Source organism: Sphingopyxis macrogoltabida (assembly GCF_001307295.1).
GTDB classification, from domain to species: domain Bacteria; phylum Pseudomonadota; class Alphaproteobacteria; order Sphingomonadales; family Sphingomonadaceae; genus Sphingopyxis; species Sphingopyxis macrogoltabida_B.
The window spans coordinates 4,483,508-4,508,275 of record NZ_CP012700.1; the positions used below are offsets into that span (position 1 = coordinate 4,483,508).

Sequence of the window (24,768 nt, forward strand, 5' to 3'; positions counted from 1 at the left end):
CTTTCTTCCCCTCCCGCCTGCGGCAGGGGCCTAGGCCGAATCGCTTTCCGCCTTGCGCCGTTTCGGCGCGTCGGGCGGGACGAAGGTCCAGATGGTATCGCCCGCCTCGACGCTGGGGCGATGCCCGGCCGAGAAGATCATGAGGTCGCCCGACGGCTTGACCACCGCGAGGCTGTCGCCGCCCGACGCCTTCATCCGCTGCGCATAATCGGCGTAGGTGAACACCTCGGTGATCCGGGTGCGGCTGAACGTCCAGCCCGCCTGCAGCCGGTCGAGCTGTTCCTCGATCGGCGTTCCCGCCAGCGTGAAGACGCGCCCGCGCCGGACATGGCCGGCGCGCGATTCTCCGACCGTCCGGCTGACGCGGTCGTGGCCGATTTCCGCCGCCAGCTCGCTGCAGATCAGCGCGTTATAGGCGTCGTTGTCGGTCGCCGCGATCAGTTGCTGATATTCGCCGAGGTCGAGATGATCCTCGCGCACTTCGTCCAATATGTCGCCATGATAGACCGGCAGATCGGCGCGCCGGGCGCGGCGGAGCGCGAGCTGGCTGGGGTCGGCGACGAGGACCTTGCGATCCTGCGCCTTGATGAATTCGGCGAAGGCGATCGTCCAACTGTTGGCGCCGACGAGCAGCACCCCGTCGCCCTTGCCGCGATCGAGCCCCAGCCAGCGCGCAAAGGGTGCGGCGGTGAAACCGTGCGCAAAGATCGTCGCGATGACGACCGCGAAGGACAGCGGCACCAGCGCCTCGGCCCCGGGCACGCCATAGTCGGAGAGGCGCAGCGCGAAGAGGCCGGTGACCGCCGCGGCGACGATGCCGCGCGGCGCGATCCACGCGACGAACAGCCGCTCCTTGAATGGAATGCGCGTGAACAGGAGCGCGGTCATGATCGTCAGCGGCCGGACGACGAACAACAGCAGGACGAGGAACAGCAGGAAGCGGAACTGGAAATTCTGCACGACGCTCCAGTCGAGGGTCGCCGACAGGATGATGAACACGCCTGAGACGAGGAGGACGGTGAGGTCCTCCTTGAAGCGCATCAGCATGTGGCTCGAATAGGTTTCGCGGTTCGCCATCACCACCCCCATCACGGTGACGGTGATCAGGCCGGTTTCGTGCATGATGAGGTCGGAAAGCACGAAGACCGCGATCACCGTCGTCAGCAGCACCGGCGCTTTCAGATATTCGGGCACCCAGCCACGCGGGAAGGCAAAGGTCAGCGCGAAACCGGCGGCGCTGCCGATGATCACCGCGAGCAGGCTTGCCGCGACCACGTCGGTGGCGATGCCGATCGTGTTCGCCTCTGCCCCGCCATGGGTGATATAGGCAAAGATGCCGACGGCGAGTAGCGCGCCGATCGGATCGTTCACGATCGCTTCCCATTTCAGCATATGCTTGACGCGCGGCGTGATGTTCAGCGAGCGGAGCATCGGGATGATCACGGTCGGCCCGGTGACGACCATGATGCCGCCGAACAGCGCCGCCAGCTCGAACGGCAGGCCGGCGCCATAATAAGCGGCCGCGGTACCGAGCGCCCAGCCAACTGGCACGCCGACGACGACGAGCATGAACACCGCGATCCCCGCATGGCGAAGCTCGCGGAACTTGAGGCTGAGCCCGCCCTCGAACAGGATGACCGCGACCGCGAGCTTGATGATCGGTTCGCGCAAGGCGCCGAAATCGCGCTCGGGATCGATCAGGCCTAGCACCGGTCCGGCGAGGATGCCGGCGACGAGCATCAGCGCGATCGCCGGCTTGCCGGTGCGCCAGGCGGCCCATTGGGCGCCGATGCCGATGACGCCGATCAGGGCGATTTTGACGAGCAGGGAGTCGATCGCGAACATGCGATCAGCCTATGCCATGCTGCGGGAAAGGTTCCAAAAAAGAAGGCGCATATGTCGATTGCGAACGGAAGTGAGAATGTCGGCGTTGGGGTGGTTTCCTGACCGCCCTCTATTCCCCTTCGTGTCGAGCGAAGTCGAGACACCCGTCGGCCTTGCGCCCAGCCTGAGGGGCATCTCGACTTCGCTCGATGCGAACGGGTAGGTTGGCCCAAACGGCAGCTTCCGGCCGAAACCGGCCATTCCGACGGGAGCGGCCAAAGGGCACCGCCCAAAAAGAAACCGCCCGCTCACCGGAATGAGCGGGCGGCTCCTGTTTCGTCCTACGCGATCAGAACTTGCCGCGCAGCGTCACGCCATAGGTCCGCGGTTCGGCGAGGAACTGCGAGAAGATCTGGCGGCCACCCGGATATTGCGGGTCGGCGAACGCGGCGGTGGTCGACGTCGCGCCTTCCTGGAACGGCGAGTTGAAGGCGACCTGGGCATATTTCTTGTTGAACATATTCTGCGCCCAGAGTTCGACGCCCCATTTCTCGTCGGGACCGCGAAGCCCGACGCGGGCGTTGAAGATCGCATAACCGTCCTGCGCCTTCTGCGGGAACAGGTCGGACCCGGTGTTGTAATCGCTGGTCATGCGGCCATCGATATAGACAAGCCCGGTCAGCCCGCTGCCGCCCAGTTCGGGGGTCCAGGTGATGCTGCCGGTCGCGACCAGCTCGGGCGCGTTCGACAGATTGTTGCCCGGCAGCAGGCGCAGCGCCTGATCGAGCGGGGCGCCCGACTTGTTGCCCACCAGATTGCTGCGATATTTGGTGTTCGCATAGGTGAGGCCCGCGGTCATGCGGAAGCTGCGCGCCGGAACCAGCGAGGCTTCGAGTTCGAAGCCCTCGGTGCGCACGCCCCAGCTCACGTCGTCGGGGTTGCAGGCGCCGCTCGCCGACGCGCCGGGATTGTAGTTCGGCGCCCCGGGGAACTTGCTCTGGTCGCGGTCGCCGCCGTTCAGGTCGGCCGAGCAGCCGTTGACCGTCTGGACGATGAAGACGCTGCCGTTGAACGTGTTGAGCTGGAAATTCTTGAAGTCCGACCGGAACAGAGTCAGCCCGACGCCGAACGGCCCCGTCGAATATTTGGCCCCGACTTCATAGCTGTTCACCAGTTCGGGATCGAACTGGAGATTGCCGACCAGCGCCTGCGCGCCACCGACCGCGGCGAAGCTCGAACTCGAATCGGCGCCGGCGAGGATCACCGGGTTTTTCAGCGCCGAGCGGTCGAGGTTGAAGCCGCCCGCTTTATAGCCGCGCGAGAAGCTGGCGTAGAGCATCAGGTCGTCGACCGGCTTGTACGACAGGATCGCGGTGCCGGTCCATTCGTCCTCGCTGCGCTTGTCGTTGATCGACACGCCATCGAGTTCGGAGGTCGAATTGCCCTGACAGCTCAGGCCCAGGATCCCGGCGGCGGTAGCGGCCAGCGGGCCGCTGAGCAGCGGTTCGAACAGCGCTTGGTTCGCGACGCAGGCGGTGTTGTCGTTGGTGAAGCTCGCGTTGAATTTCTTGCGATCGTTCGTGTAGCGGACGCCAAAAGTGAAATCGAGCTTGTCGGTGATGTGGAAGATATTGTGGGTGAACAGCGCCCAGTTGCGATCGTTCTGGCGATAGACGTCGTCGATGCTGCCCTTGTCCGAAATCGACGCCAGATTGTTGACGCCGGCAAGGATGAGCCCGCCGACGCCGGGGGGAAGCGGCAGCAGGTTGTTGGTCAGCGCGAACTGGCCCGCCGGGCTGATGCAGTTGGCCGAGGTCGGGTCATAGAGCGGCACCAGCGTCGAGCCGGTGACGAGGCGGCACGCCGCAAACTTGCCATATTCGCTGCCGAAGCGGAGATTGTCGCGCACCGTCAGCTTTTCGTTGGCGTAGAAACCGCCGACGAGCCAGTCGAGCTTGCCGTCGAACGCTTCGCCCTGCAGGCGCAGTTCCTGCGTGAAGGTGTGGAACTGGCGATAGGCGTCGTCGCTCGGCGCGCGATAGAGGATGTCGACCGCGCCATAGTCGAGATCGCCGGCCTGCCCCGAGCGATATTCGCGGTAACCGGTGATCGAGGTCAGCGTCGCGCCGCCGAGATCCCAGTCGATCTGGCCCGAAAAGCCGTAATCCTTGGTCTTGCCGGCGAAGCTGCGTCCGTCGCTGACCGAGATGTTGCGGCTGTAGCCCTGGTTGAACGCACCCGCCGGCTGGCCGAGGTCGATCAGCACCTGGGTGATGTTGTTCGTCATGTCATCGGCCGGAACGCCCGGGTTGTTGAGGTTGCCGATATAGGGATTGACGCTGTTGTCGATATAGGTCGCGGCGCAGCATTTCTCGTTGCGATAGGTATAGTCGGCGATCAGCCGGATCGACAGCGCGTCGGTCGGTTCGAACAGCAACTGGCCGCGCAGGAAATAACGGTCGCGGTCGTTGACGTCGGTGTTGTTCGTCGTGTCCTTGTAAAAGCCGTCGCGCTTCACCCACACGCCGTCGAGGCGCGCGGCGATCGTGTCGGTGATCGGGCCGGTGACGCTGCCGCCGAGGCGCCAATAGTCGTAATTGCCATAGGTCACTTCGCCCGAGGCGCCAAATTCGAAGCTCGGCTTTTTCGAATAGATGCTGATCAGGCCCGCCGACGAGTTGCGGCCGCCGAGCGTGCCCTGCGGGCCGCGCTGAACCTCGACGCGGTCGATTTCGCCGAGTTCGTTGAGCCCGATGCCCGAACGCGAGCGATAGACGCCGTCGATGAAGACGGGGACCGAGCTTTCGAGGCCGGGGTTGTCGCCGACGGTGCCGATGCCGCGGATACGCGCCGAGCCATTGGCTTCACTGCCGGTCGAGGAGACGAGCAGCGACGGCGCGACCTGGTTCAATTGGCGGATGTCGTTGGCGCCGCTGTTCTGCAGCGTTTCGGCGCTGACCGCCGAAATCGCGACGGGCACGTCGGACAGGAGCTGCGAGCGGCCCTGCGCGGTGACGACGATCGGCGCGTCGCCGCTGTCGTCGGTGGCTTCGTCCTGCGGTGCGGCATCCTGCGCGAAGGCGGGGACGGCGGTCGCGGCGATGGCAATCGAAAGCCCGAGCGCGCTGCTACGCAGCAATCGGGCAGCAAGAAGGGAAGATGATTTCATGGTGGGCACTCCTCTCAACATTTAATTATTTTTGTTGGAGGGCGATCTTAACCGAAGACCGATGCCGATCCAGCGCAACCCCGCGCTTTTACGTCATTTTTGCCCCGGTGATGCTTTTTGGTCACACGCGGTGACATCCCGCCCGCAGGTCGCCGGCGGCTCATCCGCCGATTGCGATGCGGCTTGCCGTAGCGTCATCGCTCGCCCCGCCGCGGCAGGGAAAGGCGACCAACCGACCCTGCGCGACGAGCATCGCGCGGTAGCTGCCAGAAAAATTTGCGGCGATCGCCGGGTGTTGCACGTCGAGCCCGCCGGTCAGGCTGCCGAAAGCGGGCAGAATCAGCCGCCGCGCGTCGCCCGCGAAGCAGGCGCGGGCGACGCTGCGCCCGCGAATCGTCAGCCGCACCTTGGGGTGGAAATGGCCGCTGAGTTCAGGCCGCGTTTCGGCAGGGTCGCATTGATGGCGCAGGACGATACCGTCGATCGCCAGCTCGTCGGCGACCTCGCCGCCCCACGCGCCGCCCGAAAGCCCGTCGTGATTGCCCGCGATCCACAGCAGCCGCGTCGTCGCCGCCTGGCCGTGCAGCCGCCCGGCGACCGCCGGTACGATCCGGCTCGCGGCGTGGCGGTCGTGAAAGCTGTCGCCGAGGCACCAGATTGCGCGTGCACCGGTCTCGGCCGCGAGCCGCGCCAGCCGGTCGAGCGTGTCGTGGCTGTCATAGGGCGGCAGCGGCTGGCCGTGCGCCGCGTACCAACTCGCCTTTTCGAGATGCAGGTCGGCGACGATCAGCGCGCCGTGGCGCGGCCAGAACAGCGCGCGATCGGCGAAAGCGACGAACTGGTGGCCGGCAAAATCGAGGACGGGCGGCGGCGGCATGGCGCCGCTATGGCAAGCTCACCGGCTCGCCACAAGCATCCTCGTCGGGGTAGCCGCGGCAAAGCGCTGCCGCGTTTGGCGGTCGGCCCGGCTCGGCAGGTCGAAGACGACGCGCTTGTTCGGGAAATCGATCTCGACCCGGTCGAACAAGGCCAGGCTGTCCATGCCGAGCAGGAGCGCCGGCCGGTTTTCGATGTTCAGCGCGCGAAACGCCTGTGAATCGGCGAAACTGACCGGCAGGTCGCTCACCTCGGCGCCGTTGATCGTGATCCGCTTGATCGCCGTCCGCATCGCCGGAACCGCCTCGCCCGATACCGCATTGAGCACGGTCGGGAAAAAGGGCACGCGGTTCTGGCGCCGCGCGGCGACCAGCCGCTGGAGCGCCAGATTGCCGACGCTGGTCTGCGCCCCCGTGTCGACGATCACGTCGACGCGCTTGCCGTCGATCCGCGCATCCGACAGGATCAGCCGCCCCGCCATGTTGCGCGCGGTGACGACGATCGCGTCGTCGTCGTGGATGATCGGCTTCGCGCGCGGCCGCGAATCGAGAATCTCCATCGTCTCGGCACGAAAGTCGATCAGCACGCGGCGCTTCTCGAGCATGTCGACCCCGATCAGCCCCGCGGCCCCGATATGCCGCCCCGAGAAGGCAGGCGCCTCGAACGGCGACAGGCTGAGATCGGTCATCTGCAGCGCCGCGACGCGATAGCTTTGGACGATCGCCGAGCTGCCGATCGTCGCGAGGCGGAGCTTCGCGCCCTCGGCGAGGCCGAGGCGGTCGGCGAGTTCGCGGGCGATCACCGTCCGTTCGGCGCCGGTATCGACCAGAAAGGAAAAGGGCCCCTGTCCGCCGACCATCACCGGCACCGCCATCCGCCGCGTCGCGTCGAGGTCGAAAGGCTGGATGAACGGCACGACCTCGCCGGTCGTGGCGGGGTTCGCGACCATGTCGGCAGGGTGCGGCACCGGGGCCGACGCAGACGCCGGCGGGGCGGCGGTGGGCTGGGTCGAACCCAGCAGCAGCGGCGTGGCGAGCAGCAGGGCCCAAAGCGGCGAAGGCGCGGCAAGACGGGTCATGGCGGCATCCTCTGTATTTTTCGCCAATCTACGCCCCCGCGGCGTTTGCGGCAAGCGATTGCGCAGAGGGTGCGAGGGACCGGTTTCGGCCGGGTGCTGCCGTAACTGGCATGTACCCCGGCGAAGGCCGGGGTCCAGGGCGTTAGTATGCGGCGCTGGCTTTCCAACGCTCTGGACCCCGGCCTTCGCCGGGGTACACAAAACAGGCGAACGTCCGCTCACCGCCTAAAACAAAAAGGGCGGCCCGAGGCCGCCCTTTCCGTTTTGCTTGTGCCGCGGTCAGTCCTGATGCGGCTGCAGGTTCACCGCGGCGAACTTGCCGCGATCGTCGACCTCGATGTCGAAAGCGACGCGGTCGCCCTCTTCGAGGCCCGCCATGCCGGCGCGCTGGACGGCGCTGATGTGGACGAAGGCATCGGCCTGTCCGTCATCGCGCGCGATAAAGCCGAAGCCCTTGGTGGTGTTGAAGAACTTCACCGTGCCCGAGGTGCGTTCGCCGGTCAGCTGGCGCCGGCCGCGGGCGCCGCCCGGACGGTCGCCGCCGGGGCCGCCGCGATCGTCGCGACGCGGAGCGAATTCCTCGACCGGCAGCGGCTCGCCTTCGATCTTGAGATCGATCGCCGACACCTTGCCGTTGCGTTCGACGAGCGTGAAGCCGAGCGGCTGGCCCGAGGCGAGACCCTGCAGGCCCGCCTGCTCGACCGCGCTGATGTGCACGAACACGTCCTCGCCGCCGTCGTCGCGGGCGACGAAGCCGAAGCCCTTCGACGGGTTGAAGAATTTCACCGTGCCATTGCCTTCGCCGACGACCTGCGCCGGCATGCCGCCGCCGCGTCCGCCGCCGAAGCCGCCACCACCGCCGCCGCCGAAGCCGCCGCGATCGCCGCCACCGAAGCCGCCGCCACGGTCGCCGCCGCCGAAACCACCGCGATCGCGGTCGCCGAAGCCGCCGCGCCCACCGCCATAGCTATCGCCGCCATAGGGTGCAGGTTCGAAGCTGTCGAAATTGCCGAAATCATCGCGCTTGCCGCGCCCCCGCTGGCCGCGGCGATCCTTGTTGAAACTCATAGTCTAATAGTCGCTTTCGGTTCGTCCATCACCCATTCAGCCGGCTCTTTGCGCCGGACGGGGACGCAGTTCACCACGGGCACAGACTCGCCCCGTGCCGCCAAGAACGCAATATATAACCTATTTGCGAGGCTCCTGCGAACAGAAAATTCAAGCCGCTGTTGCGCGATTACCACGCTTTGCCGTGGCCTTCGGGCGGGTCGCGCAGGCCGGCGCAAACCAGTCATTGAGCGGCGCGGCCGCTTGGCCTAAGGCGGGCGGATGAGCGTCTATTTCCACGAAGAAGATCTGCCCGAAGGGGTGCTGGGCCCCGGCGCCGTCGCCATCGATACCGAGACCATGGGGCTCAACCCGCTGCGCGACCGGCTGTGCCTCGTCCAGATCAGCGACGGGACGGGCGACGAGCATCTGGTCCGCTTCGGCCCCGGCAGCGCCTATGACGCGCCGGTGCTGAAGGCGATATTGACCGATCCCAACCGTCTGAAACTGTTCCATTTTGCCCGGTTCGACATCGCGGCGCTGCAGCAGGCGCTCGGCGTGGTGACCGCGCCCGTCTATTGCACAAAGATCGCCTCGAAGCTGGTGCGCACCTACACCGACCGCCACGGGCTCAAGGAACTGGTGCGCGAACTGCTCGGACAGGACGTGTCGAAACAGCAGCAGTCGAGCGACTGGGGCGCCGCCGAACTCAGCGAGGCGCAGCGCGATTATGCGGCGAGCGACGTCCGCTTCCTGCACGCGATGAAGGAGGTGCTCGACGCCCGGCTGGCGCGCGAGGGACGCACCGAGCTGGCGCAGGCCTGTTTCGATTTCCTGCCGACGCGCGCGGCGCTCGACCTTGCGGGCTGGCCCGAGGTCGACATTTTCGCGCACACGTAAGGAAGCGATTCGCGGATGTCCGAACGCGCCGACCTTGATCGCACGATGCGCCGGATGTGGGCGGCCAGCGGGTCGAGCCACGACAAGGTCGTGCGCATCTTGCGCTATGGCCTGCCTTTGGTCATCGGCGTCGTCGCCGCAATCCTGATCTTCTCGCCCTTTACCCAGCGCACCGAGATCAGCTTCCTGCTCGCCAAGGACAAGGTCGAGGTGGCGAAGGAGCGGATGAAGGTGACGCGCGCCGAATATCGCGGCCAGGATTCGAAGGGACAGCCCTTCGCCCTGCTCGCGGGCAGCGCGGTCCAGCAGTCGAGCGCCGAGCCGGTCGTGCAGATGAACGAGCTGTCGGGCGCGATCAAGCTCGCCGACGGCCCCGCGACGATCGCTGCGGCGAACGGCGCCTATAATATGGACACCGAAAAGGTCGACGTGCCGGGAACGGTGAAGGTGCGCAGCGCCGGCGGGTACCGCATCGATGCCAGCAATGTCGCGATCGACCTCAAGAGCCGCAGCCTCGTCGGGCGCGGCGGGGTCAGCGGGGCGTTGAATATCGGGCCGTTTTCGGCCAATCAGCTGTCGGCCGACCTCGACCAGCGGATCGTCCGCCTGTCGGGCAATGCGCGGCTCAGGATCAATCAGGGAGTGCTCAAATGAACCGCCTCTGGACCATGAAGAGCATGGCACTTGCTGGCGCCTCCTTCGCGCTCACCGCCCTCGCGCTCGTATCGACGGGATCAGGTGACACGGCGCAGGCGCAGGCGCTCGCGAATCATAACAGCAGCGCCCCGGTCGATTTCGCCGCTGGCAGCATCGAGGTGCAGGACCGCGCCGACCGCGTCGTGCTCGCGGGCGATGTCCGGGTAACGCAGGCCGGGCTGACGGTCACCGCGCCGCGGATGACGGTCGCCTACACGCGCTCGGGCGGCACCGACGTCAACCGGCTCGACGCGACCGGCGGGGTGACCGTGGTCAAGGGCGACGAACGCGCATCGGGCAATGTCGCGATCTACGATCTCGACCGGCGGCTGATCACGATGGTCGGCAATGTCCAGCTGACCCAGCGCGGCAACCGCCTGAACGGCGGGCGGCTGGTGATCGACCTGAATAGCGGCCGCGCGACGGTCGACGGCCGCGGCGCCGCGCGCGGTCCCGACGGCAATCCGGTGCAGGGTGGTACCGGCGGGCGCGTGACGGGCACCTTCACGGTACCGGAAAGAAAGCAGTAACCACGCCTTTTTGCAGGGCGGAAAGCATCGCCGCGACAGGCAGGATGCGGGGGACCAACCACCCGCGGTGCCAAGGGGGCGATGCCGCGCTGAAAAGGCATCAAGGTCATGCGCATCCCGCCGATCGCCCCGCCGCGGCGTCCCCTGCCCCGCCATCGCGACAATTCCGGCGCGCCGGTGATTCCCGGTCCGACGCCCGCCGAACGCCGGCTGATCGACCGTATCATGCAGCGATCGGGATACCGCGAATCGCGCTGACCGTTCGGCGCTTGGCGTAAGCGCCGCGCGTCCCTACATTGGGGCGCGCATGCCGCCCGATACCTCCACCAGCGCCAACGCCAGCCGCGAACCGCCCGTTCTGGCAACGCTGAAGCGTTTCCTGCCCTATCTGTGGCCGGCGGGGCATACCGAACACAAGCTGCGCATCGTCGTCGCGGCGCTCATCGTGCTGGCGTCGAAGGGCGTGCAACTGTCGATGGGTTTCCTCTACGGCGCCGCGATCGATCGGATGGCGCCGGGGATGGAGGAGGGCGTCGCGCTCGCGATCGGCCTTGTCCTCGCCTATGCCGGCGCGCGCTTTGCCGGGGTGCTCTTCGACAATCTGCGCAACGTCGTGTTCGAACGCGTCGGGCAGGATGCGACGCGCGAACTCGCGATCGCGACCTTCACCCACCTCCATGCGCTGTCCTTGCGCTTCCACCTCGCGCGGCGAACCGGCGAAGTGACCAAGGTGATCGAGCGCGGGACCAAGAGCATCGACACGATGCTCTATTTCCTGCTCTTCAACATCGCGCCGACGGTGATCGAACTCGTCGCGGTGCTCGTCATCTTCTGGAGCAAGTTCAGCTTCGGCCTCGCCAGCGCGACGGCGCTGATGGTGATCCTCTACATCATCTTCACGCGCAAGGTCACCGACTGGCGCAATGCCCTGCGCGTCCGCATGAACGACCTCGACACGCTGACCGTCGGGCGCAGCGTCGACAGCCTGCTCAATTACGAGACGGTCAAATATTTCGGCGCCGAGGAACGCGAGGCGGCGCGCTATCGCGACGTCGCCGACCAATATGCGCGCGCCGCGGTGAAGAGCGAGAACAGCCTCGCGTGGCTCAACGTCGGGCAGAGCTTCATCACCAACGCCGCGATGGCGGGCGCGATGGGCTATACGGTGTGGGGCTGGTCGACCGGCGAGTATAAGGTCGGCGATGTGGTGCTGGTGAACACCTTGCTCGCGCAACTCTTCCGCCCGCTCGACATGCTCGGCATGGTGTATCGCGTGATCCGGCAGGGCCTCATCGATATGGAGGCGATGTTCCGCCTGATCGACACGCCGCCCGAAATCCGCGACGTCGACGGCGCCTGGCCGCTCCTCGTGGGCGGCGGCGCGGTGGCGTTCGAGAATGTCGTCTTCGGTTACGAGCCCGACCGGACGATCCTGAACGGAGTCAGCTTCGCGGTCGGCGCCGGCGAAACGCTGGCGATCGTCGGGCCATCGGGGGCAGGCAAGTCGACGATCGCGCGGCTGCTCTTCCGCTTCTACGATCCGCAGGGCGGGCGGATCACGATCGACGACCAGGATATTTCGCAGGTGACGCAGGCGAGCCTGCGCGCCGAGATCGGCATCGTCCCGCAGGACACGGTGCTGTTCAACGACACCATCGGCTATAATATAGCCTATGGCCGCGAGGACGCGAGCGCCGACGACATCGCGGCGGCGGCCAAGGGCGCGGCGATCGACAGCTTCATCGCGCTGTTGCCGCAGGGCTATGACACCGAGGTCGGCGAGCGCGGGCTCAAGCTGTCGGGCGGCGAGAAACAGCGCGTCGCGATCGCGCGCACGCTGCTCAAGAATCCGCCGCTGCTGATCCTCGACGAAGCGACGAGCGCGCTCGACAGCCGCACCGAGGCGGCGATCCAGGACACGCTGGAACGGATTGCCGAGCGCCGCACGACCTTGGTGATCGCGCACCGCCTGTCGACGGTGACAGGCGCCGATCGGATCATCGTGCTCGAGAAGGGCCGCGTCGCCGAAACCGGCACGCACGACCAGCTCCTCGCCATGCGCGGGCTCTACGCCGACATGTGGGCGCGGCAGCAGGCGGAGAAGGAAGAAGGGACGGTTTAGGGCGGCGGCGGCCTGGTCCGCGGTCGGCCGAAGCGGACATTTCGTTCATCGTCATCCCGGACTTGATCCGGGATCCACTGCGGCGCCGAAGTCATGGACCCCGGATCAAGTCCGGGGTGACGCAATGGGCGGAACTACGTCCGCTCTCCACCCCCGTAGCCGTTATTCCGGCTCGCGCTCCGCAGTTTCGCCCAGCGCCGCCAATATCTCACCCAGCGGCACCAGCTTGAAATTCTGCGGCGCCTTCCCGCCCGTCGCATCGCGGTTCTCGCCGTCATGCGCGACGAACAGCCCGGCAGGCCAGTCCTTGCCGAAATCACCCGCGTGCAGCGCGATGCCGTCGGTGTCCTCGGTGCCGTCGATGCTCCCGCCAGCGATGCGGAAGGCACCGGCATATTCGGCGCCCGGCAGGCGGAAGACCGCGATGCTGTCATCCCCTTGGCTGGAGGCGAAGAGCAGGCCGCCATCCTTACCGTGCGGCAGGATCGCGAGGCCTTCGGCGTCCTTGTGTAGCTGCACTCCGTCGACGTCGGCGATCTTCACTGGGGTCATCGCGCGGCCGGGCGCGGTGTCGAACCGCCACAGCGCGACCTTGTCTTCGGCGACATAGAGCAGGCCGGTTCGGTCGTCGGCGACGCAGCCCTCGCTGCGGCTCTTGAGATCAAAGCGGCGGACGACCTTGCCGGTCGCCCGCGGACCCGACAGGTCGAGCGCGATCTGTTCGATCACGCCTTCCTTATGCACCATGAAGGCGTCGATCCCGCCGCCGCGGCGATGGAGGCAGAGGCCATAGGCCTGCCCCTCGGGCGAGGCGATGGTGCCGATCGGGATAGGGTCGGACCGGCGGGGTCGAGACGAAAGAGGTGAAGCAGCGGCACGTCCTTGTCGCTGCGGTCCGACGCTGCGACCAGCGTCGCCTTGCGGCCGGCGATCCTTACATTGTTGCGCAGGTTGACATTGTTGAGGTCGCCGAGTGGCTGAAAGCTGAGTAGTCGGCCAGCGAGGTCATGGATCGCGATGCCCGCCTTCTTGTCGGTCGAGATGACGAGGCTTTTCGTGGGATCGTCGGGGTTACGCCAGATTGCGGGGTCGTCGGCGCGGTCGCCCTTGCTGTCGGTGACCGGCGCAGTCTCGGCGCGCGCCGGAACCTCAGGCAGCGGGGCGCGATCCGCGGCGGCGAGGAGGGTGGCGAATGGGGCGAGGAGCAGGGAGCGGAGCATCGGGCGGGCCTTTCCGGGACGGTCGATCAACGGGCGACGGTGCTGGCGGTTGCACGCGGCGCCTTTGTCGCCATCGATCGCAGCTAAATTGGCCGGGTTGGGTTGACCCCCCGCGCCTGCGCCCCCTAGGCAGGAAATATGCCGCATGACACCACCCTCATCGGCACCGTGGTCGCTGGCCTCGGCGTCGCCTTTTTGATGGGCGCGCTCGCGCATCGGCTGAAAATTTCGCCGATCGCGGGCTATCTCCTCGCGGGGGTGATGGTCGGGCCGTTCACGCCCGGCTTCGTCGCCGACACCGGGCTGGCGATGCAGCTGGCCGAGATCGGCGTCATCCTGCTGATGTTCGGCGTCGGGCTGCACTTTTCGCTGAAAGACCTGCTCTCGGTGCGCAAGATCGCGGTGCCGGGGGCGATCGTCCAGATGGCGGTCGCGACGGGCCTTGGCATCGGGCTCGGGCTGTGGCTCGGCTGGTCGCTCGCGGGCAGCGCGGTGTTCGGGCTGGCGCTGTCGGTCGCGAGCACCGTTGTGCTGCTGCGCGCGCTGCAGGCGCGCGATATGGTCGAGACCGAAAAGGGCCGCATCGCGGTCGGCTGGCTGATCGTCGAGGATCTGGCGATGGTGCTGGCGCTCGTCCTCCTCCCCGCGCTGTTCGGCGGCGGCGGGGACGAAGGGGGTTCGGCGGGCTTGCTCGAGTCGGCGGGGATCGTCGCGCTGAAGGTCGTCGGCTTCGTCGCCTTCATGCTGGTCGTCGCGCGGCGCATCCTGCCGTGGGTGCTGCACTGGGTGGCGCACACCGGTTCGCGCGAGCTGTTCCGCCTTGCCGTACTTGCGATCGCGCTCGGCGTCGCGTTCGGCGCGGCGGTGGTGTTCGACGTCAGCTTTGCGCTCGGTGCCTTCTTCGCGGGGATGATCCTCGGCGAGACGCAATTGAGCCGCCGCGCCGCCGAGGAGACGCTGCCGCTGCGCGACGCCTTTGCGGTGCTGTTCTTCGTTTCGGTCGGCATGCTCTTCGATCCCAAGGTGCTCGTCGAGCAGCCGGGGCCGGTGATCGCGACGGTCGCGATCATCGTGTTCGGCAAATCGCTCGCGGCATGGGCGATCGTCCGCGCCTTCGGCCACCCCAATCAGACCGCGCTGACGGTGTCGGTCAGCCTCGCCCAGATCGGCGAATTTTCCTTCATTCTCGCCGGGCTCGGCGTCGGATTGAAGGTGATGCCCGCCGAGGCGCGCGACCTGATCCTTGCCGGATCGATCCTGTCGATCCTGTTCAACCCGCTTTTCTTCACGCTCGCGGTGCGGCGGATCCGGTCGGAGGAGGCCCCCGCGGCCGACGGCGACGCCGATGTCGAGGCGGTGGCGGCCGAACCCGCGCGCACCGTGCTGATCGGCTTTGGCCGCGTCGGCAGCCATATCGGCGAGCTTTTGTGCGGGCGCGGCGAGACGCTGACGGTGATCGAGGACCAGAAGGACATGGCCGCCGCCGCAGGGGCGGCGGGCGCAACGGTGATCGTCGGCAACGCCGCGAGCGAGAGCGTGCTGCGCCAGGCCGGGCTCGACACCGCCTCGACCTTGCTGATCGCGATCCCCGAGGGGGTCGAGGCCGGCGCGATCGTCCGCCGCGCGCGCGCGATCAATCCGAAGCTGGTGATCGTCGCGCGCGCGCATTCGGACGAGGAGGTGAACGACCTCGTCCGCCGCGGCGCCGACCATGTCGTGATGGCCGAACGCGAAACCGCGGCGCGAATGGCCGAACGGGCGCTGCTGGCGCGGGGCTAACGCTATTACGTCCCCTTCGTCATCCCCGCGAAAGCGGGGACCCAGGAGCGGGGTCAGCTGATGCCTGCTCTGGGTCCCCGCTTTCGCGGGGATGACAAGGTTGGGTGTTTGCTCCCGATATTGACGAGATCGGGGCTTCCCCCCTTGGCGCTTCCGCCCTATCGCCCCGTCCAATGCCCGTCGACGCGCTCCTCCCGCTGCTTAAATCGACCTTCGGTTTCGATGCCTTCCGCGGCAAGCAGGCGGAGGTCGTCGGGCGGGTGATGGCCGGCGAACGGACGCTAGCGGTGATGCCGACCGGGGCGGGCAAGTCGCTGACCTACCAGCTTCCCGCCGTCGCGCTCGACGGCTGCGTCGTCGTGGTGTCGCCGCTGATCGCGCTGATGCACGACCAGCTCCGCGGCGCGCGCGCGGCGGGGATTCGCGCCGCGTCGCTGACCAGCGTCGATGCCGATTTCGCCGACACGCGGCAGGCGTATCGCGACGGCCAGCTCGACCTCCTTTATATTGCGCCCGAACGCGCGACGGGCGAGGGGTTCCGGTCACTGATGGACGCGCGGCGCCCGGCGCTGTTCGCGATCGACGAGGCGCATTGCGTGTCGGAATGGGGGCATGATTTCCGCCCCGATTACCGCCTGCTTCGCCCGCTGCTCGACGCCTTCCCCGACGTGCCGCGGCTCGCGCTGACCGCGACGGCGGACCGGCACACGCGCGAGGATATCCTGGTCCAGCTCGGCATCCCGGGCGAGGGGCTGGTGCTCGCCGGGTTCGACCGGCCGAATATCCGCTATCGCGTCACCCCGCGGGTCAGTCCGGCAAAGCAGCTCACCGACTTCATCGCCGCCAATCCGGGGCCGGGGATCGTCTATTGCCCGACGCGCGACGGGACCGAGCGCATGGCGGCAAAGCTCGCTGCGGCGACGGGGCGCAGCGTCGCGGCCTATCACGCCGGGCTCGACCCCGAACGGCGCGCGCAGGTCCAGCATGATTTCGTCGCGTCGGAGGACGGCATCGTCACCGCGACGGTCGCCTTCGGCATGGGGATCGACAAGCCCGACGTGCGCTTCGTCGCGCACGCGGGCCTGCCGAAGTCGATCGAAAGCTATTATCAGGAGACCGGCCGTGCCGGCCGCGACGGTGACCCCGCCGAGGCGCTGATGCTGTGGGGCGCCGAGGATTTCGCGCGCGCGCGGATGCGGCTCGGCGAGCTGCCCGAGGCGCGCATCGCGGGCGAGCGGGCCCGGCTGAATGCGCTCGGCGCGCTCGTCGAGACGGTCGAATGCCGCCGCGCGCTGCTGCTTCGCCATTTCGGCGAAACCCCGCCCGAACGTTGCGGCAATTGCGACAATTGCCTCGATCCGCCGCGCCAGGTCGATGCGACGGTGCTCGCGCAGAAATTGCTGTCGGCCGTCTATCGCACCGGGCAGAGCTTCGGCGCCGGGCATGTTGAGGCAGTGCTGACGGGGAAGAGCGACGAACGCATCGTGGGGCGCGGACACGACAAGCTGTCGGTGTTCGGCATCGTTGCGGGCGAGGAGGCGCGGCTGATCAAGCCGCTCGTCCGGACGCTCGTCGCGCGCGAGGTCCTCGCGACCACCGAGCATGGCGGGCTGATGTTCGGTCCTGTCGGCCGCGCCGCGATGAAGGGCGAACTGCCGGTGCTGATCGCCGAACCGCCCGCGAAGCGGATGCAGCGCGCGGGGCGGGCCGATCGCGCCGCGGCAAACCCCGTCGGCGATCCGCTGTTCGATGCGCTGCGGGCGATGCGCCGCGAACTCGCCGCCGAGGCGGGGGTGCCGCCCTATGTGATCTTCCACGACGCGGTGCTGCGCGCGATGGCGAGCGAGCGCCCCGCGACGCGCAGCGCGCTGGCGGATATCCCCGGCGTCGGCGGCAAGAAGCTCGAGGCATGGGGCGATGCGTTTCTGAACGTGATCCGGCAATATTGATTGGCGGCTTGCGGCCGAAGTCGGACGGCTCATTCTTTCCTGTTTTGTCATCCCCGCGAAAGCGGGGACCCAGGGCGTGCGTGCGCTTACCCCACACTGGGTTCCCGCTTTCGCGGGAATGACAAAGATTTGGAACGTCCGCTTCCCACCCCGAAGCGGCCCTCCTTGGATTGGCTTCGCACCTTCACGCTTGTCAGCACGCGGGTCGCAGGAGTAGATCGCGGTCATGAGCGATTTTCGTCCCCTGTCCGCCCAGTTCAGCGTCGCGCCGCAAATCGGCATCGAAGATGTCGCGGAGGCCAAGGCGCAAGGTTTTGCGATGGTGCTCAACAACCGTCCCGATGGCGAGGAACCGTCGGCGCCGCAGGGCGACGACATCGCCCACGCGGCCGCGGCCGAGGGGCTCGCCTATGCCGCGATCCCGGTCGGCCATGCGGGGTTCAGCCATGCGCAGATCGACGCGCTCGACAAGATATTGTCGCACGCGACGGGGCCGATCCTCGCTTACTGCCGCTCGGGGACACGCTCGACGCACCTCTGGGCGCTGACCCGCGCCCGCGCCGGCGACGATGTCGGCGGCATCGTCGATGCGGCGGCGAAGGCGGGTTACGATCTGTCGGGGCTGCGGCCGATGCTGGACGCGCTCGCGGGGGAAAAATGAATCAGGCCGCTTTGATCCAGCTCGGCGCATCGCTCGTCGCGGTGATCTTCGTCGCCTGGCTGGTCAAGCGGATGGGGCTTGGCGCCGACCCGCGTATCGCCGATGCCGATCATGCGATCCGCCTTGCCGAAGAGGCCGAGGCCGGGTTTCATGGCGTCGAGGTCGCGCGCGACCGCGCCGGTTTCGCGGCGATCGTCCGCAATGCCGAGGGGCGGATGATGCTGGTGCGCGCGCACGGCAATTTCTTTGCGGCGCGGCCGGTCGACGCCAGCGTCGTGGGGCGGCTCGACAAGGATTTCCTGACGCTGACGATGCCGGAGAAGACCTTCGGCGCGGTGACGCTGCAACTGGGAAAGGATGCGGGGATGTGGGCGAGCCGGATGCGAACGCTTTCGGGGCGTTCGGCGGAGCCGAACGCAGCGGCACCGGCCCGCTCCCCCACCCGGCCTCCCACTGAGTATCCTGAAATGGGAGGCCGGGTGGGGGAGCGGGCCGGTGCCGCTGCCCCTTCGTCAGAAGGGACAACCAACCGTGCCTGAGCTTCCCGATCCCGTCGTCTATGCGGTCCCCGCTTTCATCCTGCTGCTGATCGCCGAGATGATCCTCTCGCTGCGGCGCGACAGGAGCCGTTACGAGGCGCGCGACACGCTGACGTCGCTGATGCTCGGAACGGTCAGTCAGGTCGCGGGGGCGCTCGTCGGCGCGGCGGTGATCGGCATGTCGGTCTGGGTCTATCAATATCGGCTGGTCGACATCGGGATCGAATTCAAAAGCTGGTGGTGGGCGTGGATCCTCTGCTTCTTCCTCGACGACCTGGCCTATTACGCCTTCCATCGCAGCGCGCACCGCGTGCGCTGGTTCTGGGCGAGCCATGTCATCCACCACAGCTCGCAGCATTATAATCTCTCGACCGCGCTGCGGCAGACGTGGACCGGCTTTTTCAGCCTGACCTTCCTCTTCCGCATGCCCTTGTTCCTGATCGGCTTTCCGCCCGCGATGGTCTTTTTCTGCGCCGGGCTCAACCTGATCTACCAGTTCTGGATCCATACCGAGGCGATCAGGCGGATGCCGAAATGGTTCGAGGCGGTGATGAACACCCCGTCGCATCACCGCGTCCATCACGGCGTCAATCCGCGCTACCTCGACGCCAACTATGCCGGCGTTTTCATCATCTGGGACAAAATGTTCGGCAGCTTCGTCGCCGAACGCGACGACGAGCCGGTGCGCTATGGCATCGTGAAGCAGCTCGGCAGCTTCAACATCCTGTGGGCCGCGGTCCACGAATGGGTCGGCATCGCGAAGGACGTCTGGCACGCGCCGTGGCGGCACAAGCTCGGCTATATGTGGCGCGAGCCCGGCTGGAGCCACGACGGCAGCCGCGCGACGAGCGCGATGATCAAGGAACGCTGGGCGGCGGGACGGCGGGTCGAGGAACCGGCGGAGTAATTCTCCCTTTGCCGTCATGCCGGGCTTGACCCGGCACCCGCCTTTTCTTTTTTCAAAACAAGGCAGGCCCCGGATCAAGTCCGGGGTGACGTTGAACTATGCGATCTCGCTCTTGCTTCGCTCCCTAATGACATTCATGTAAGCATCCCAATGACCACCGCACGGGTGGCGAGGGGAGCGGCTTATGGATCAGTTCGACATCATCGTTATCGGCGGCGGCAGCGCGGGGAGTGCGGCGGCGGGGCGGCTCGCCGAGGACGGGAGGCGGACGGTCTGCCTGATCGAGGCGGGCGGCCGCAACGACACGATCCGGGTCAAGACGCCGGGTTTCATGCCTTTCATCCCCGATGCGTCCAACTATCGCTACGAGACGGTGCCGCAGCGCGGGCTGAACGGCCGGGTCGGCTACCAGCCGCGCGGCCGCGGGCTCGGCGGGTCGAGCGCGATCAACGCGATGGTCTATATCCGCGGGGCTGCCTTCGATTACGACCAGTGGGCGTCACTCGGCGCGACGGGGTGGAGCTACGCCGACGTGCTGCCCTTCTTCAAGCGCAGCGAGGGCAATGAGCGCGGCGCCGACGAATGGCACGGCGCCGACGGCCCGCTCCATGTCATGGACCAGCGCTGGACCAATGTGACCAGCCGGCGGTTCGTCGAAAGCGCCGCGGCGCTGCAACTGCCGCGCACCGCCGATTTCAACGGCGCCCATCAGGAAGGCTTCGGCCTCTATCAGGTGACGCAGAAGGCGGGCGAGCGCTGGTCGGCGGCGCGCGCCTATGTCGAGCCGCTGCGCGCGCATGGCAATTTCGCGGTCCGCACCGGCGCGCTGGTCGAAAGGATCGTCGTCGAGGATGGCCGCGCGACCGGCGTCGTCATCCGCCGCGGATCGAAGCGCGAGACGCTGCGCGCGCGGGGCGGCGTGATCCTGTCGGCGGGCGCGTTCAACAGCCCGCAAATCCTGATGCTGTCGGGGATCGGGCCGGGCGCGCATCTGAAGGACAAGGGCATCGACGTCGCGCTCGACCGGGCCGGCGTCGGCGCGAACCTGCAGGACCATATCGACTATGTGTCGAGCTGGGAGACGCGCTCGACCGACCCGTTCGGCGACAGCGCCGGCGGCACCTGGCGGATGGTCAAGGCGATCTTCGAGCATCGGACGAAACGGACCGGGATCATGACGACCTGCTTCGCCGAGGCGGGCGGCTTCTGGAAATCGCACCCCGACCTGCCCGCGCCCGACATCCAGTATCATTTCGTTCCCGCGATGCTAGAGGACCATGGACGGACGAAGGTGAAGGGACATGGTTTTTCCTGCCACGCCTGCGTCCTGCGTCCCGAAAGCCGCGGGTCGGTAACGCTTGCCTCCCCCGATGCCGCCGCGGCGCCGCTGATCGATCCGGGCTTCCTGACCGACGACCGCGACATGGCGACCTTGCGCGCGGGGGTGCGGATGATGCACCGCATCGCTGCGGCGCCGCCGCTGTCGGACTATGCCGGGGTCGACCGCCATCCGGTCGATCTGGGCGACGATGCCGCGCTCGACGCGCTGATCCGCAGCCGCGCCGATACCGTCTATCACCCCGCCGGCACGTGCCGGATGGGCAGCGACGCCGATGCGGTGGTCGATCCGGCGCTGAAGCTGAACGGCATCGAGGGGCTGTGGGTCGCCGACGCGAGCATCATGCCGCGACTGGTCAGCGGCAACACCAACGCGCCGAGCATCATGATCGGCGAACGCGCCGCCGATTTCGTGAAGGCGGCGCTGAATTAAACTGTACCCCGGCGAAAGCCGGGGCCCACGAGAGTTCACGCCAAGCCTCTGGGCCCCGGCTTTCGCCGGGGTACATTAAGTGCAGGCGGCGGCCAGCCGCTGCCCATTCTCCGTCAGTTCATAGCAGCTCGCCGGCGGGCGCAGGTCGAGGATTTCGCGCGTCACCAGCCCATGCCTGCCGAGCGCGGTCAACCCCTGCGACAGCGCGCGCGGCGTCGCGGGGGCGAGCAGGCGCGACAGCGCGTTGAAGCGGCCATGCCCGGCGCCGATCCCGGCGACGAGCGGCAGGCCCCAGCGCGTCGCGGCCCCGGGGGGCAGGCCGATCGCGCGTTGCGCTTCGGCAATCGTCGCGGCGCGCGTGGCGGCGAACTGGCCCGCCTCGGTGAGGATATATTCGGGGCGCAGCGGGTGGCCGTGCCCGGGGTTGCGCTGCACCCAGCCGAGCGCCGCGGCGGCGTCGAGGGTGCGCGTCAGGCTGTCGCGCGGCAGGCCCAGCCGGTGCACCAGCTCGACGAAGCGCGCGCCGCGGTGGGCCGCCAGATCGGCGAGCAGCGGCACCAGCCAGCGATGGCTGCCAAGCTGGACAAGCAAGGGATCGGCTGTGGTTGACCGCATTTGCAACTAACTATACAAACCGGACCATAGGGGCAAGCGACTTGGGCCGGATGATTCCTGCGATGGTCGATTTCCCTCTGACAACGGGAGGACAGACATGGCGCTTCAGATCGGATCCGAACTCACCTGTTCGATGGGGGTCCGCGACATGACCGCGTCGATCGCATGGTATGAGCGGGTGATGCTGTGCAAGCTGCTCTACCGCGCCGACGAAATCGGCTGGTGCGAACTCGCGACGCCGATGGCGGGGGTCAACATCGGGCTCAGCGAGGTCGAAAGCGTGACGCAGGGCGGCGGCGCGACCAATGTGTTCGAGGTGGCCGACATCGACGCGGCGAAGGCGCATCTCGATGCCGAAGGCGTGCGGCAGGATGGCGACATCCAGCATATCCCCGGACTGGTGAAGCTGATCACCTTCTACGACCCCGACGGCAACGCCTTCATGTTCTCGCAGTCCGAGATGGCGGCGTGACGCCGCTCTGGTGGGCGGTGGTGGCCTGATCGCGCCGGCGACGCCTGCCGAATCGCCATCGCTCGCCGCCTGGCACGGCAGTTGGAGCGGGGCGGGCGAAGCGTTCGGCAAGCCGGCGACCGCGACGCTGGAGATTGCACCCGGCGAAGGCGGCGCGACGTCGCTTGCCTATCGCCTGAGCATCGATGGAACGCCGCCGGTGCACTATTCGGCGGAGGCGGATTACGGGCTGGATACGAAGGGCCGGGTCAGTGGAAAATGGACCGACAGCTATGGCCGTACGCGCCCCGTTTCGGGGGGCATCGAAGGGCCGGTCTGGTGGACTCATTGGGGCAGCGCCGATGTCGAGATCGGCCGCTCGACCTATGCGCTCGATACGGACGGAACGCTGACCGTCAGCGATTCGGTCCTGCAGGCCGACGGCGGTTGGCGCGTCTTTGCCGTGCTGCACTATCGCCGCAACAAGGGCTGAAAACCGCCGTTTCTTTGTGATGCACATGCTGCGCACAAAAAAAGAGGGCCGGGACTTGCGTCCCGGCCCAGCCTTTCAGGCTCTCCCCTCCTGAAACTGTTGACGCAATGAATGCCACATTAATGTCATGTTGGAAAGGGGTAATTTCGCTTTGCCGAATGCCCTTTGTGTGCACAAAAAAACCGGGCAAAAATGAGGCGGGATAGCCATCGCGAACCTGGCCGCTGGCGATCAAAAAAGAGGCCGGGGACAAGCCCCGGCCAGTGGTTCGCAGGAGGAACCCCGGTAGGATCCCGCCGCCCTTTTGAAAGAGGAGAGAGCGCGGCGGCGGGTATCCTGTCTCGTCAGATATTATAGGCACGCTCGCCATGTTCGCCGAGGTCGAGCCCTTCGCGTTCGACCTCTTCCGAAACCCGGAGGCCGGTGAGCGCCTTGGCGATGTAGACCGCGATCGTCGTGCCGATGACGGCCCAGACGATCGCGACGATAACCGCGATGATCTGGGTTGCGATCTGCGGACCCATGGCGAAATCGTCGCCGCCGGGGCCGCCGAGGCTCGGCGCATAGACGATGCCGGTGCCGATCGCGCCGACGATGCCGCCGATGCCGTGGATGCCGAAGGCGTCGAGCGCGTCGTCATAGCCGAGCTTCGGCTTGAGGACGGTCACCGCATAGAAGCAGATCAGCGAAGCGACCGCGCCGAGGACGATGGCGCCGAACGGCCCCGAATTGCCCGCAGCCGGCGTCACGGCGACGAGGCCCGCGATGATGCCCGAGCAGAAGCCGAGCGCCGAAGGCTTGTGGCCGGCGACCTTCTCGGCGATCATCCAGAACAGGCCGGCCGATGCGGTGGCGACGAAGGTGTTGATCATCGCCAGCGCCGCCGAACCGTTGGCCTCGAGCGCCGAACCGGCGTTGAAGCCGAACCAGCCCACCCAGAGGAGGCCGGTGCCGACCATGGTCAGCGTCAGCGAGTGCGGTGCCATGATTTCCTTCTGGTAGCCGATGCGCTTGCCGAGGATCAGCGAAGCGACGAGCGCCGAGACGCCGGCGTTGATGTGCACCACCGTGCCGCCCGCGAAGTCGAGCGCTGCCGGCAATTCAGTGCCGAACATTCCGCCTTCGAAGAGGAAGCCGCCGGCCGCCCACACCATATGCGCGATCGGGAAATAGACGATCGTCAGCCAGATCAGGCCGAAGACGAGCGCCGCCGAGAATTTCATGCGTTCGACCGTCGCGCCGATGACGAGCGCGAGGGTGATCGCGGCAAAGGTCATCTGGAAGCTGATGAACACATATTCGGGCAGCTTGAAGCCGTCGCTGAACGTGTCGGCAAGGCTGTCGGGGGTCACGCCGGCAAGGAAGAATTTGCCCCACGCGATGAAGGCATTGCCTTCGGGCCCGAAAGCGAGGCCGTAGCCGTAGCAGACCCAGACGATCATCGCGAGACAGGCGAGCGCGCCGATCTGCGTCATCGTCGAGAGCATGTTCTTGGTGCGCGTCAGGCCGCCGTAAAACAGCGCGAGGCCGGGCAGGATCATCGCCAGCACGAGCACGGTGGACATCATCATCCACGCGGTGTCGCCCTTGTCGACGACGGGTTCGGGCGCCGCGGCGGCGGCTTCCTGCGCCCATACGGGCAGCGCGGCGAACAGCGCGAGGCCCGTGGCCCCGGCGCCGGCCGCAATCTTCTTTGCGAACGTCATATTTTCCCCCTTCGTCATTAGAGAGCCGCCTCGCCGGTCTCGCCGGTGCGGATGCGCACCGCCTGACCCACATCGAGGACGAAGATCTTGCCGTCGCCGATCGAGCCGGTGCCGGCGCTTTGCTGGAGCGTTTCGACCACCCGCGATGCGAGCGCGTCGTCGCAGACGAGTTCGATCTTCACCTTCGGGACCATATTGGTCGCATATTCGGCGCCGCGATAGATTTCAGTCTGCCCCTTTTGCCGGCCGAACCCCTTGACCTCGGTCACGGTCATGCCGGCGATACCCAGCCCGGTGAGCGCTTCGCGCACCTCGTCGAGCTTGAACGGTTTGATGATAGCCAGGATCAGCTTCATGATGCCCCCTTCTGCTTGCTGCCAAATGTTGCGGTGCAACAGCCGTGCCAAATTGCGCACGGGCGGGAAGAATTGACAT

General features: G+C 67.0%; 23 protein-coding genes. 13 read left to right on the forward strand and 10 right to left on the reverse strand.

Translation table 11 applies throughout. The annotated features are described in order from the left end of the window. Window positions 1-30: 30 nt before the first annotated feature. The 5 genes from AN936_RS20885 to AN936_RS25835 form a co-directional block, all read right to left on the reverse strand. On the reverse strand, window positions 31-1,845 hold the full coding sequence (locus AN936_RS20885) for a cation:proton antiporter (protein ID WP_054589759.1): 1,815 nt from the start codon (window positions 1,843-1,845) through the stop codon (window positions 31-33). 328 nt (window positions 1,846-2,173) lie between these two features. Next, window positions 2,174-4,993: a TonB-dependent receptor gene (locus tag AN936_RS20890; protein WP_054589760.1), complete on the reverse strand. Its 2,820-nt coding sequence runs from the start codon at window positions 4,991-4,993 to the stop codon at window positions 2,174-2,176. A 160-nt stretch (window positions 4,994-5,153) separates the two neighbouring features. Next, window positions 5,154-5,870 (reverse strand): ligase-associated DNA damage response endonuclease PdeM, encoded by a 717-nt coding sequence (gene pdeM, locus AN936_RS20895; RefSeq protein WP_054589761.1) that lies wholly within the window; start codon window positions 5,868-5,870, stop codon window positions 5,154-5,156. A gap of 18 nt (window positions 5,871-5,888) precedes the next feature. Then, complete coding sequence (locus AN936_RS20900; protein ID WP_054589762.1) at window positions 5,889-6,947, reverse strand: retroviral-like aspartic protease family protein; 1,059 nt, start codon at window positions 6,945-6,947, stop codon at window positions 5,889-5,891. 279 nt (window positions 6,948-7,226) lie between these two features. Beyond that, complete coding sequence (locus AN936_RS25835; RefSeq protein ID WP_054589763.1) at window positions 7,227-8,015, reverse strand: cold-shock protein; 789 nt, start codon at window positions 8,013-8,015, stop codon at window positions 7,227-7,229. A 261-nt stretch (window positions 8,016-8,276) separates the two neighbouring features. On the opposite strand from AN936_RS25835, the gene AN936_RS20910 reads away from it, so the two are divergent. From AN936_RS20910 to AN936_RS20925, 5 genes are all read left to right on the forward strand, one after another. Further along, on the forward strand, window positions 8,277-8,894 hold the full coding sequence (locus tag AN936_RS20910) for a ribonuclease D (protein WP_054589764.1): 618 nt from the start codon (window positions 8,277-8,279) through the stop codon (window positions 8,892-8,894). Window positions 8,895-8,909: 15 nt separating this feature from the next. Beyond that, on the forward strand, window positions 8,910-9,548 hold the full coding sequence (gene lptC / locus AN936_RS20915; protein WP_054589765.1) for an LPS export ABC transporter periplasmic protein LptC: 639 nt from the start codon (window positions 8,910-8,912) through the stop codon (window positions 9,546-9,548). Continuing rightward, on the forward strand, window positions 9,545-10,120 hold the full coding sequence (locus tag AN936_RS20920) for an LptA/OstA family protein (RefSeq protein WP_149037738.1): 576 nt from the start codon (window positions 9,545-9,547) through the stop codon (window positions 10,118-10,120). The genes lptC and AN936_RS20920 overlap by 4 nt, the downstream gene beginning before the upstream one ends. Before the next feature lie 108 nt (window positions 10,121-10,228). Beyond that, window positions 10,229-10,378, forward strand: coding sequence for a hypothetical protein (locus tag AN936_RS25155; protein WP_158500122.1), 150 nt, complete (start codon window positions 10,229-10,231; stop codon window positions 10,376-10,378). Between the two features lie 49 nt (window positions 10,379-10,427). Further along, window positions 10,428-12,242: an ABCB family ABC transporter ATP-binding protein/permease gene (locus AN936_RS20925; protein ID WP_054589766.1), complete on the forward strand. Its 1,815-nt coding sequence runs from the start codon at window positions 10,428-10,430 to the stop codon at window positions 12,240-12,242. A 162-nt stretch (window positions 12,243-12,404) separates the two neighbouring features. On the opposite strand, the gene AN936_RS25715 is transcribed toward AN936_RS20925, so the two are convergent. Beyond that, complete coding sequence (locus tag AN936_RS25715) at window positions 12,405-12,989, reverse strand: phytase (protein ID WP_054589767.1); 585 nt, start codon at window positions 12,987-12,989, stop codon at window positions 12,405-12,407. Beyond that, window positions 12,968-13,462 (reverse strand): phytase, encoded by a 495-nt coding sequence (locus AN936_RS25720; RefSeq protein WP_250635739.1) that lies wholly within the window; start codon window positions 13,460-13,462, stop codon window positions 12,968-12,970. The genes AN936_RS25715 and AN936_RS25720 overlap by 22 nt, the downstream gene beginning before the upstream one ends. A 138-nt stretch (window positions 13,463-13,600) precedes the next feature. Here AN936_RS25720 and ybaL point away from each other — a divergent pair, with 138 nt between their 5' ends. From ybaL to AN936_RS20965, 6 genes are all read left to right on the forward strand, one after another. Next, window positions 13,601-15,241, forward strand: coding sequence for a YbaL family putative K(+) efflux transporter (ybaL, locus tag AN936_RS20940; protein ID WP_054589769.1), 1,641 nt, complete (start codon window positions 13,601-13,603; stop codon window positions 15,239-15,241). A 173-nt stretch (window positions 15,242-15,414) separates the two neighbouring features. Beyond that, on the forward strand, window positions 15,415-17,190 hold the full coding sequence (gene recQ, locus AN936_RS20945) for a DNA helicase RecQ (protein WP_054589770.1): 1,776 nt from the start codon (window positions 15,415-15,417) through the stop codon (window positions 17,188-17,190). 226 nt (window positions 17,191-17,416) lie between these two features. Then, a complete protein-coding gene (locus AN936_RS20950; protein ID WP_054589771.1) occupies window positions 17,417-17,851 on the forward strand; it encodes a TIGR01244 family sulfur transferase in 435 nt (144 codons plus the stop codon). Further along, window positions 17,848-18,390 (forward strand): hypothetical protein, encoded by a 543-nt coding sequence (locus AN936_RS20955; RefSeq protein WP_234715667.1) that lies wholly within the window; start codon window positions 17,848-17,850, stop codon window positions 18,388-18,390. The genes AN936_RS20950 and AN936_RS20955 overlap by 4 nt, the downstream gene beginning before the upstream one ends. Continuing rightward, window positions 18,383-19,297 carry a sterol desaturase family protein gene (locus AN936_RS20960; protein ID WP_054589772.1) on the forward strand — a complete coding sequence of 305 codons (915 nt, stop codon included), beginning with the start codon at window positions 18,383-18,385 and terminating at the stop codon, window positions 19,295-19,297. Before AN936_RS20955 ends, AN936_RS20960 begins: the two co-directional genes overlap by 8 nt. Before the next feature lie 184 nt (window positions 19,298-19,481). Beyond that, window positions 19,482-21,068: a GMC family oxidoreductase gene (locus AN936_RS20965; protein WP_054589773.1), complete on the forward strand. Its 1,587-nt coding sequence runs from the start codon at window positions 19,482-19,484 to the stop codon at window positions 21,066-21,068. Window positions 21,069-21,143: 75 nt separating this feature from the next. Here the strand turns inward: AN936_RS20965 and AN936_RS20970 are convergent, their stop codons facing one another. Then, window positions 21,144-21,683 carry a winged helix-turn-helix transcriptional regulator gene (locus AN936_RS20970; RefSeq protein WP_149037739.1) on the reverse strand — a complete coding sequence of 180 codons (540 nt, stop codon included), beginning with the start codon at window positions 21,681-21,683 and terminating at the stop codon, window positions 21,144-21,146. Between the two features lie 97 nt (window positions 21,684-21,780). Between AN936_RS20970 and AN936_RS20975 the strand changes: the two genes are divergently transcribed. Both AN936_RS20975 and AN936_RS20980 read left to right on the forward strand, forming a co-directional pair. Further along, entirely contained in the window at window positions 21,781-22,155 is a 375-nt protein-coding gene (locus AN936_RS20975; protein ID WP_054589775.1) for a VOC family protein, read from the forward strand. 10 nt (window positions 22,156-22,165) lie between these two features. Further along, window positions 22,166-22,627 carry a hypothetical protein gene (locus tag AN936_RS20980; protein ID WP_054589776.1) on the forward strand — a complete coding sequence of 154 codons (462 nt, stop codon included), beginning with the start codon at window positions 22,166-22,168 and terminating at the stop codon, window positions 22,625-22,627. Window positions 22,628-22,971: 344 nt separating this feature from the next. Here AN936_RS20980 and AN936_RS20985 read toward each other — a convergent pair whose 3' ends face one another. Both AN936_RS20985 and AN936_RS20990 read right to left on the reverse strand, forming a co-directional pair. Continuing rightward, window positions 22,972-24,333 (reverse strand): ammonium transporter, encoded by a 1,362-nt coding sequence (locus tag AN936_RS20985; RefSeq protein WP_054590470.1) that lies wholly within the window; start codon window positions 24,331-24,333, stop codon window positions 22,972-22,974. Window positions 24,334-24,350: 17 nt separating this feature from the next. Next, window positions 24,351-24,689 (reverse strand): P-II family nitrogen regulator, encoded by a 339-nt coding sequence (locus AN936_RS20990; protein ID WP_054590471.1) that lies wholly within the window; start codon window positions 24,687-24,689, stop codon window positions 24,351-24,353. Between the last annotated feature and the right edge of the window lie 79 nt (window positions 24,690-24,768).

What these genes read in the sequence shown, in the direction of transcription:
- AN936_RS25715 (WP_054589767.1), bottom strand. Translation starts at nt 12,989, where the DNA reads ATGGTGCATAAGGAAGGCGTGATCGAACAGATCGCGCTCGACCTGTCG.
- AN936_RS20925 (WP_054589766.1), top strand. Translation starts at nt 10,428, where the DNA reads ATGCCGCCCGATACCTCCACCAGCGCCAACGCCAGCCGCGAACCGCCC.
- AN936_RS20985 (WP_054590470.1), bottom strand. Translation starts at nt 24,333, where the DNA reads ATGACGTTCGCAAAGAAGATTGCGGCCGGCGCCGGGGCCACGGGCCTC.
- AN936_RS20885 (WP_054589759.1), bottom strand. Translation starts at nt 1,845, where the DNA reads ATGTTCGCGATCGACTCCCTGCTCGTCAAAATCGCCCTGATCGGCGTC.
- AN936_RS25155 (WP_158500122.1), top strand. Translation starts at nt 10,229, where the DNA reads ATGCGCATCCCGCCGATCGCCCCGCCGCGGCGTCCCCTGCCCCGCCAT.
- AN936_RS20890 (WP_054589760.1), bottom strand. Translation starts at nt 4,993, where the DNA reads ATGAAATCATCTTCCCTTCTTGCTGCCCGATTGCTGCGTAGCAGCGCG.
- lptC (WP_054589765.1), top strand. Translation starts at nt 8,910, where the DNA reads ATGTCCGAACGCGCCGACCTTGATCGCACGATGCGCCGGATGTGGGCG.
- AN936_RS20920 (WP_149037738.1), top strand. Translation starts at nt 9,545, where the DNA reads ATGAACCGCCTCTGGACCATGAAGAGCATGGCACTTGCTGGCGCCTCC.
- AN936_RS25720 (WP_250635739.1), bottom strand. Translation starts at nt 13,462, where the DNA reads ATGCTCCGCTCCCTGCTCCTCGCCCCATTCGCCACCCTCCTCGCCGCC.
- AN936_RS20990 (WP_054590471.1), bottom strand. Translation starts at nt 24,689, where the DNA reads ATGAAGCTGATCCTGGCTATCATCAAACCGTTCAAGCTCGACGAGGTG.
- AN936_RS20975 (WP_054589775.1), top strand. Translation starts at nt 21,781, where the DNA reads ATGGCGCTTCAGATCGGATCCGAACTCACCTGTTCGATGGGGGTCCGC.
- AN936_RS20955 (WP_234715667.1), top strand. Translation starts at nt 17,848, where the DNA reads ATGAATCAGGCCGCTTTGATCCAGCTCGGCGCATCGCTCGTCGCGGTG.
- AN936_RS20910 (WP_054589764.1), top strand. Translation starts at nt 8,277, where the DNA reads ATGAGCGTCTATTTCCACGAAGAAGATCTGCCCGAAGGGGTGCTGGGC.
- recQ (WP_054589770.1), top strand. Translation starts at nt 15,415, where the DNA reads ATGCCCGTCGACGCGCTCCTCCCGCTGCTTAAATCGACCTTCGGTTTC.
- AN936_RS20965 (WP_054589773.1), top strand. Translation starts at nt 19,482, where the DNA reads ATGGATCAGTTCGACATCATCGTTATCGGCGGCGGCAGCGCGGGGAGT.
- pdeM (WP_054589761.1), bottom strand. Translation starts at nt 5,870, where the DNA reads ATGCCGCCGCCGCCCGTCCTCGATTTTGCCGGCCACCAGTTCGTCGCT.
- AN936_RS20900 (WP_054589762.1), bottom strand. Translation starts at nt 6,947, where the DNA reads ATGACCCGTCTTGCCGCGCCTTCGCCGCTTTGGGCCCTGCTGCTCGCC.
- AN936_RS20950 (WP_054589771.1), top strand. Translation starts at nt 17,417, where the DNA reads ATGAGCGATTTTCGTCCCCTGTCCGCCCAGTTCAGCGTCGCGCCGCAA.
- AN936_RS25835 (WP_054589763.1), bottom strand. Translation starts at nt 8,015, where the DNA reads ATGAGTTTCAACAAGGATCGCCGCGGCCAGCGGGGGCGCGGCAAGCGC.
- ybaL (WP_054589769.1), top strand. Translation starts at nt 13,601, where the DNA reads ATGCCGCATGACACCACCCTCATCGGCACCGTGGTCGCTGGCCTCGGC.
- AN936_RS20970 (WP_149037739.1), bottom strand. Translation starts at nt 21,683, where the DNA reads ATGCGGTCAACCACAGCCGATCCCTTGCTTGTCCAGCTTGGCAGCCAT.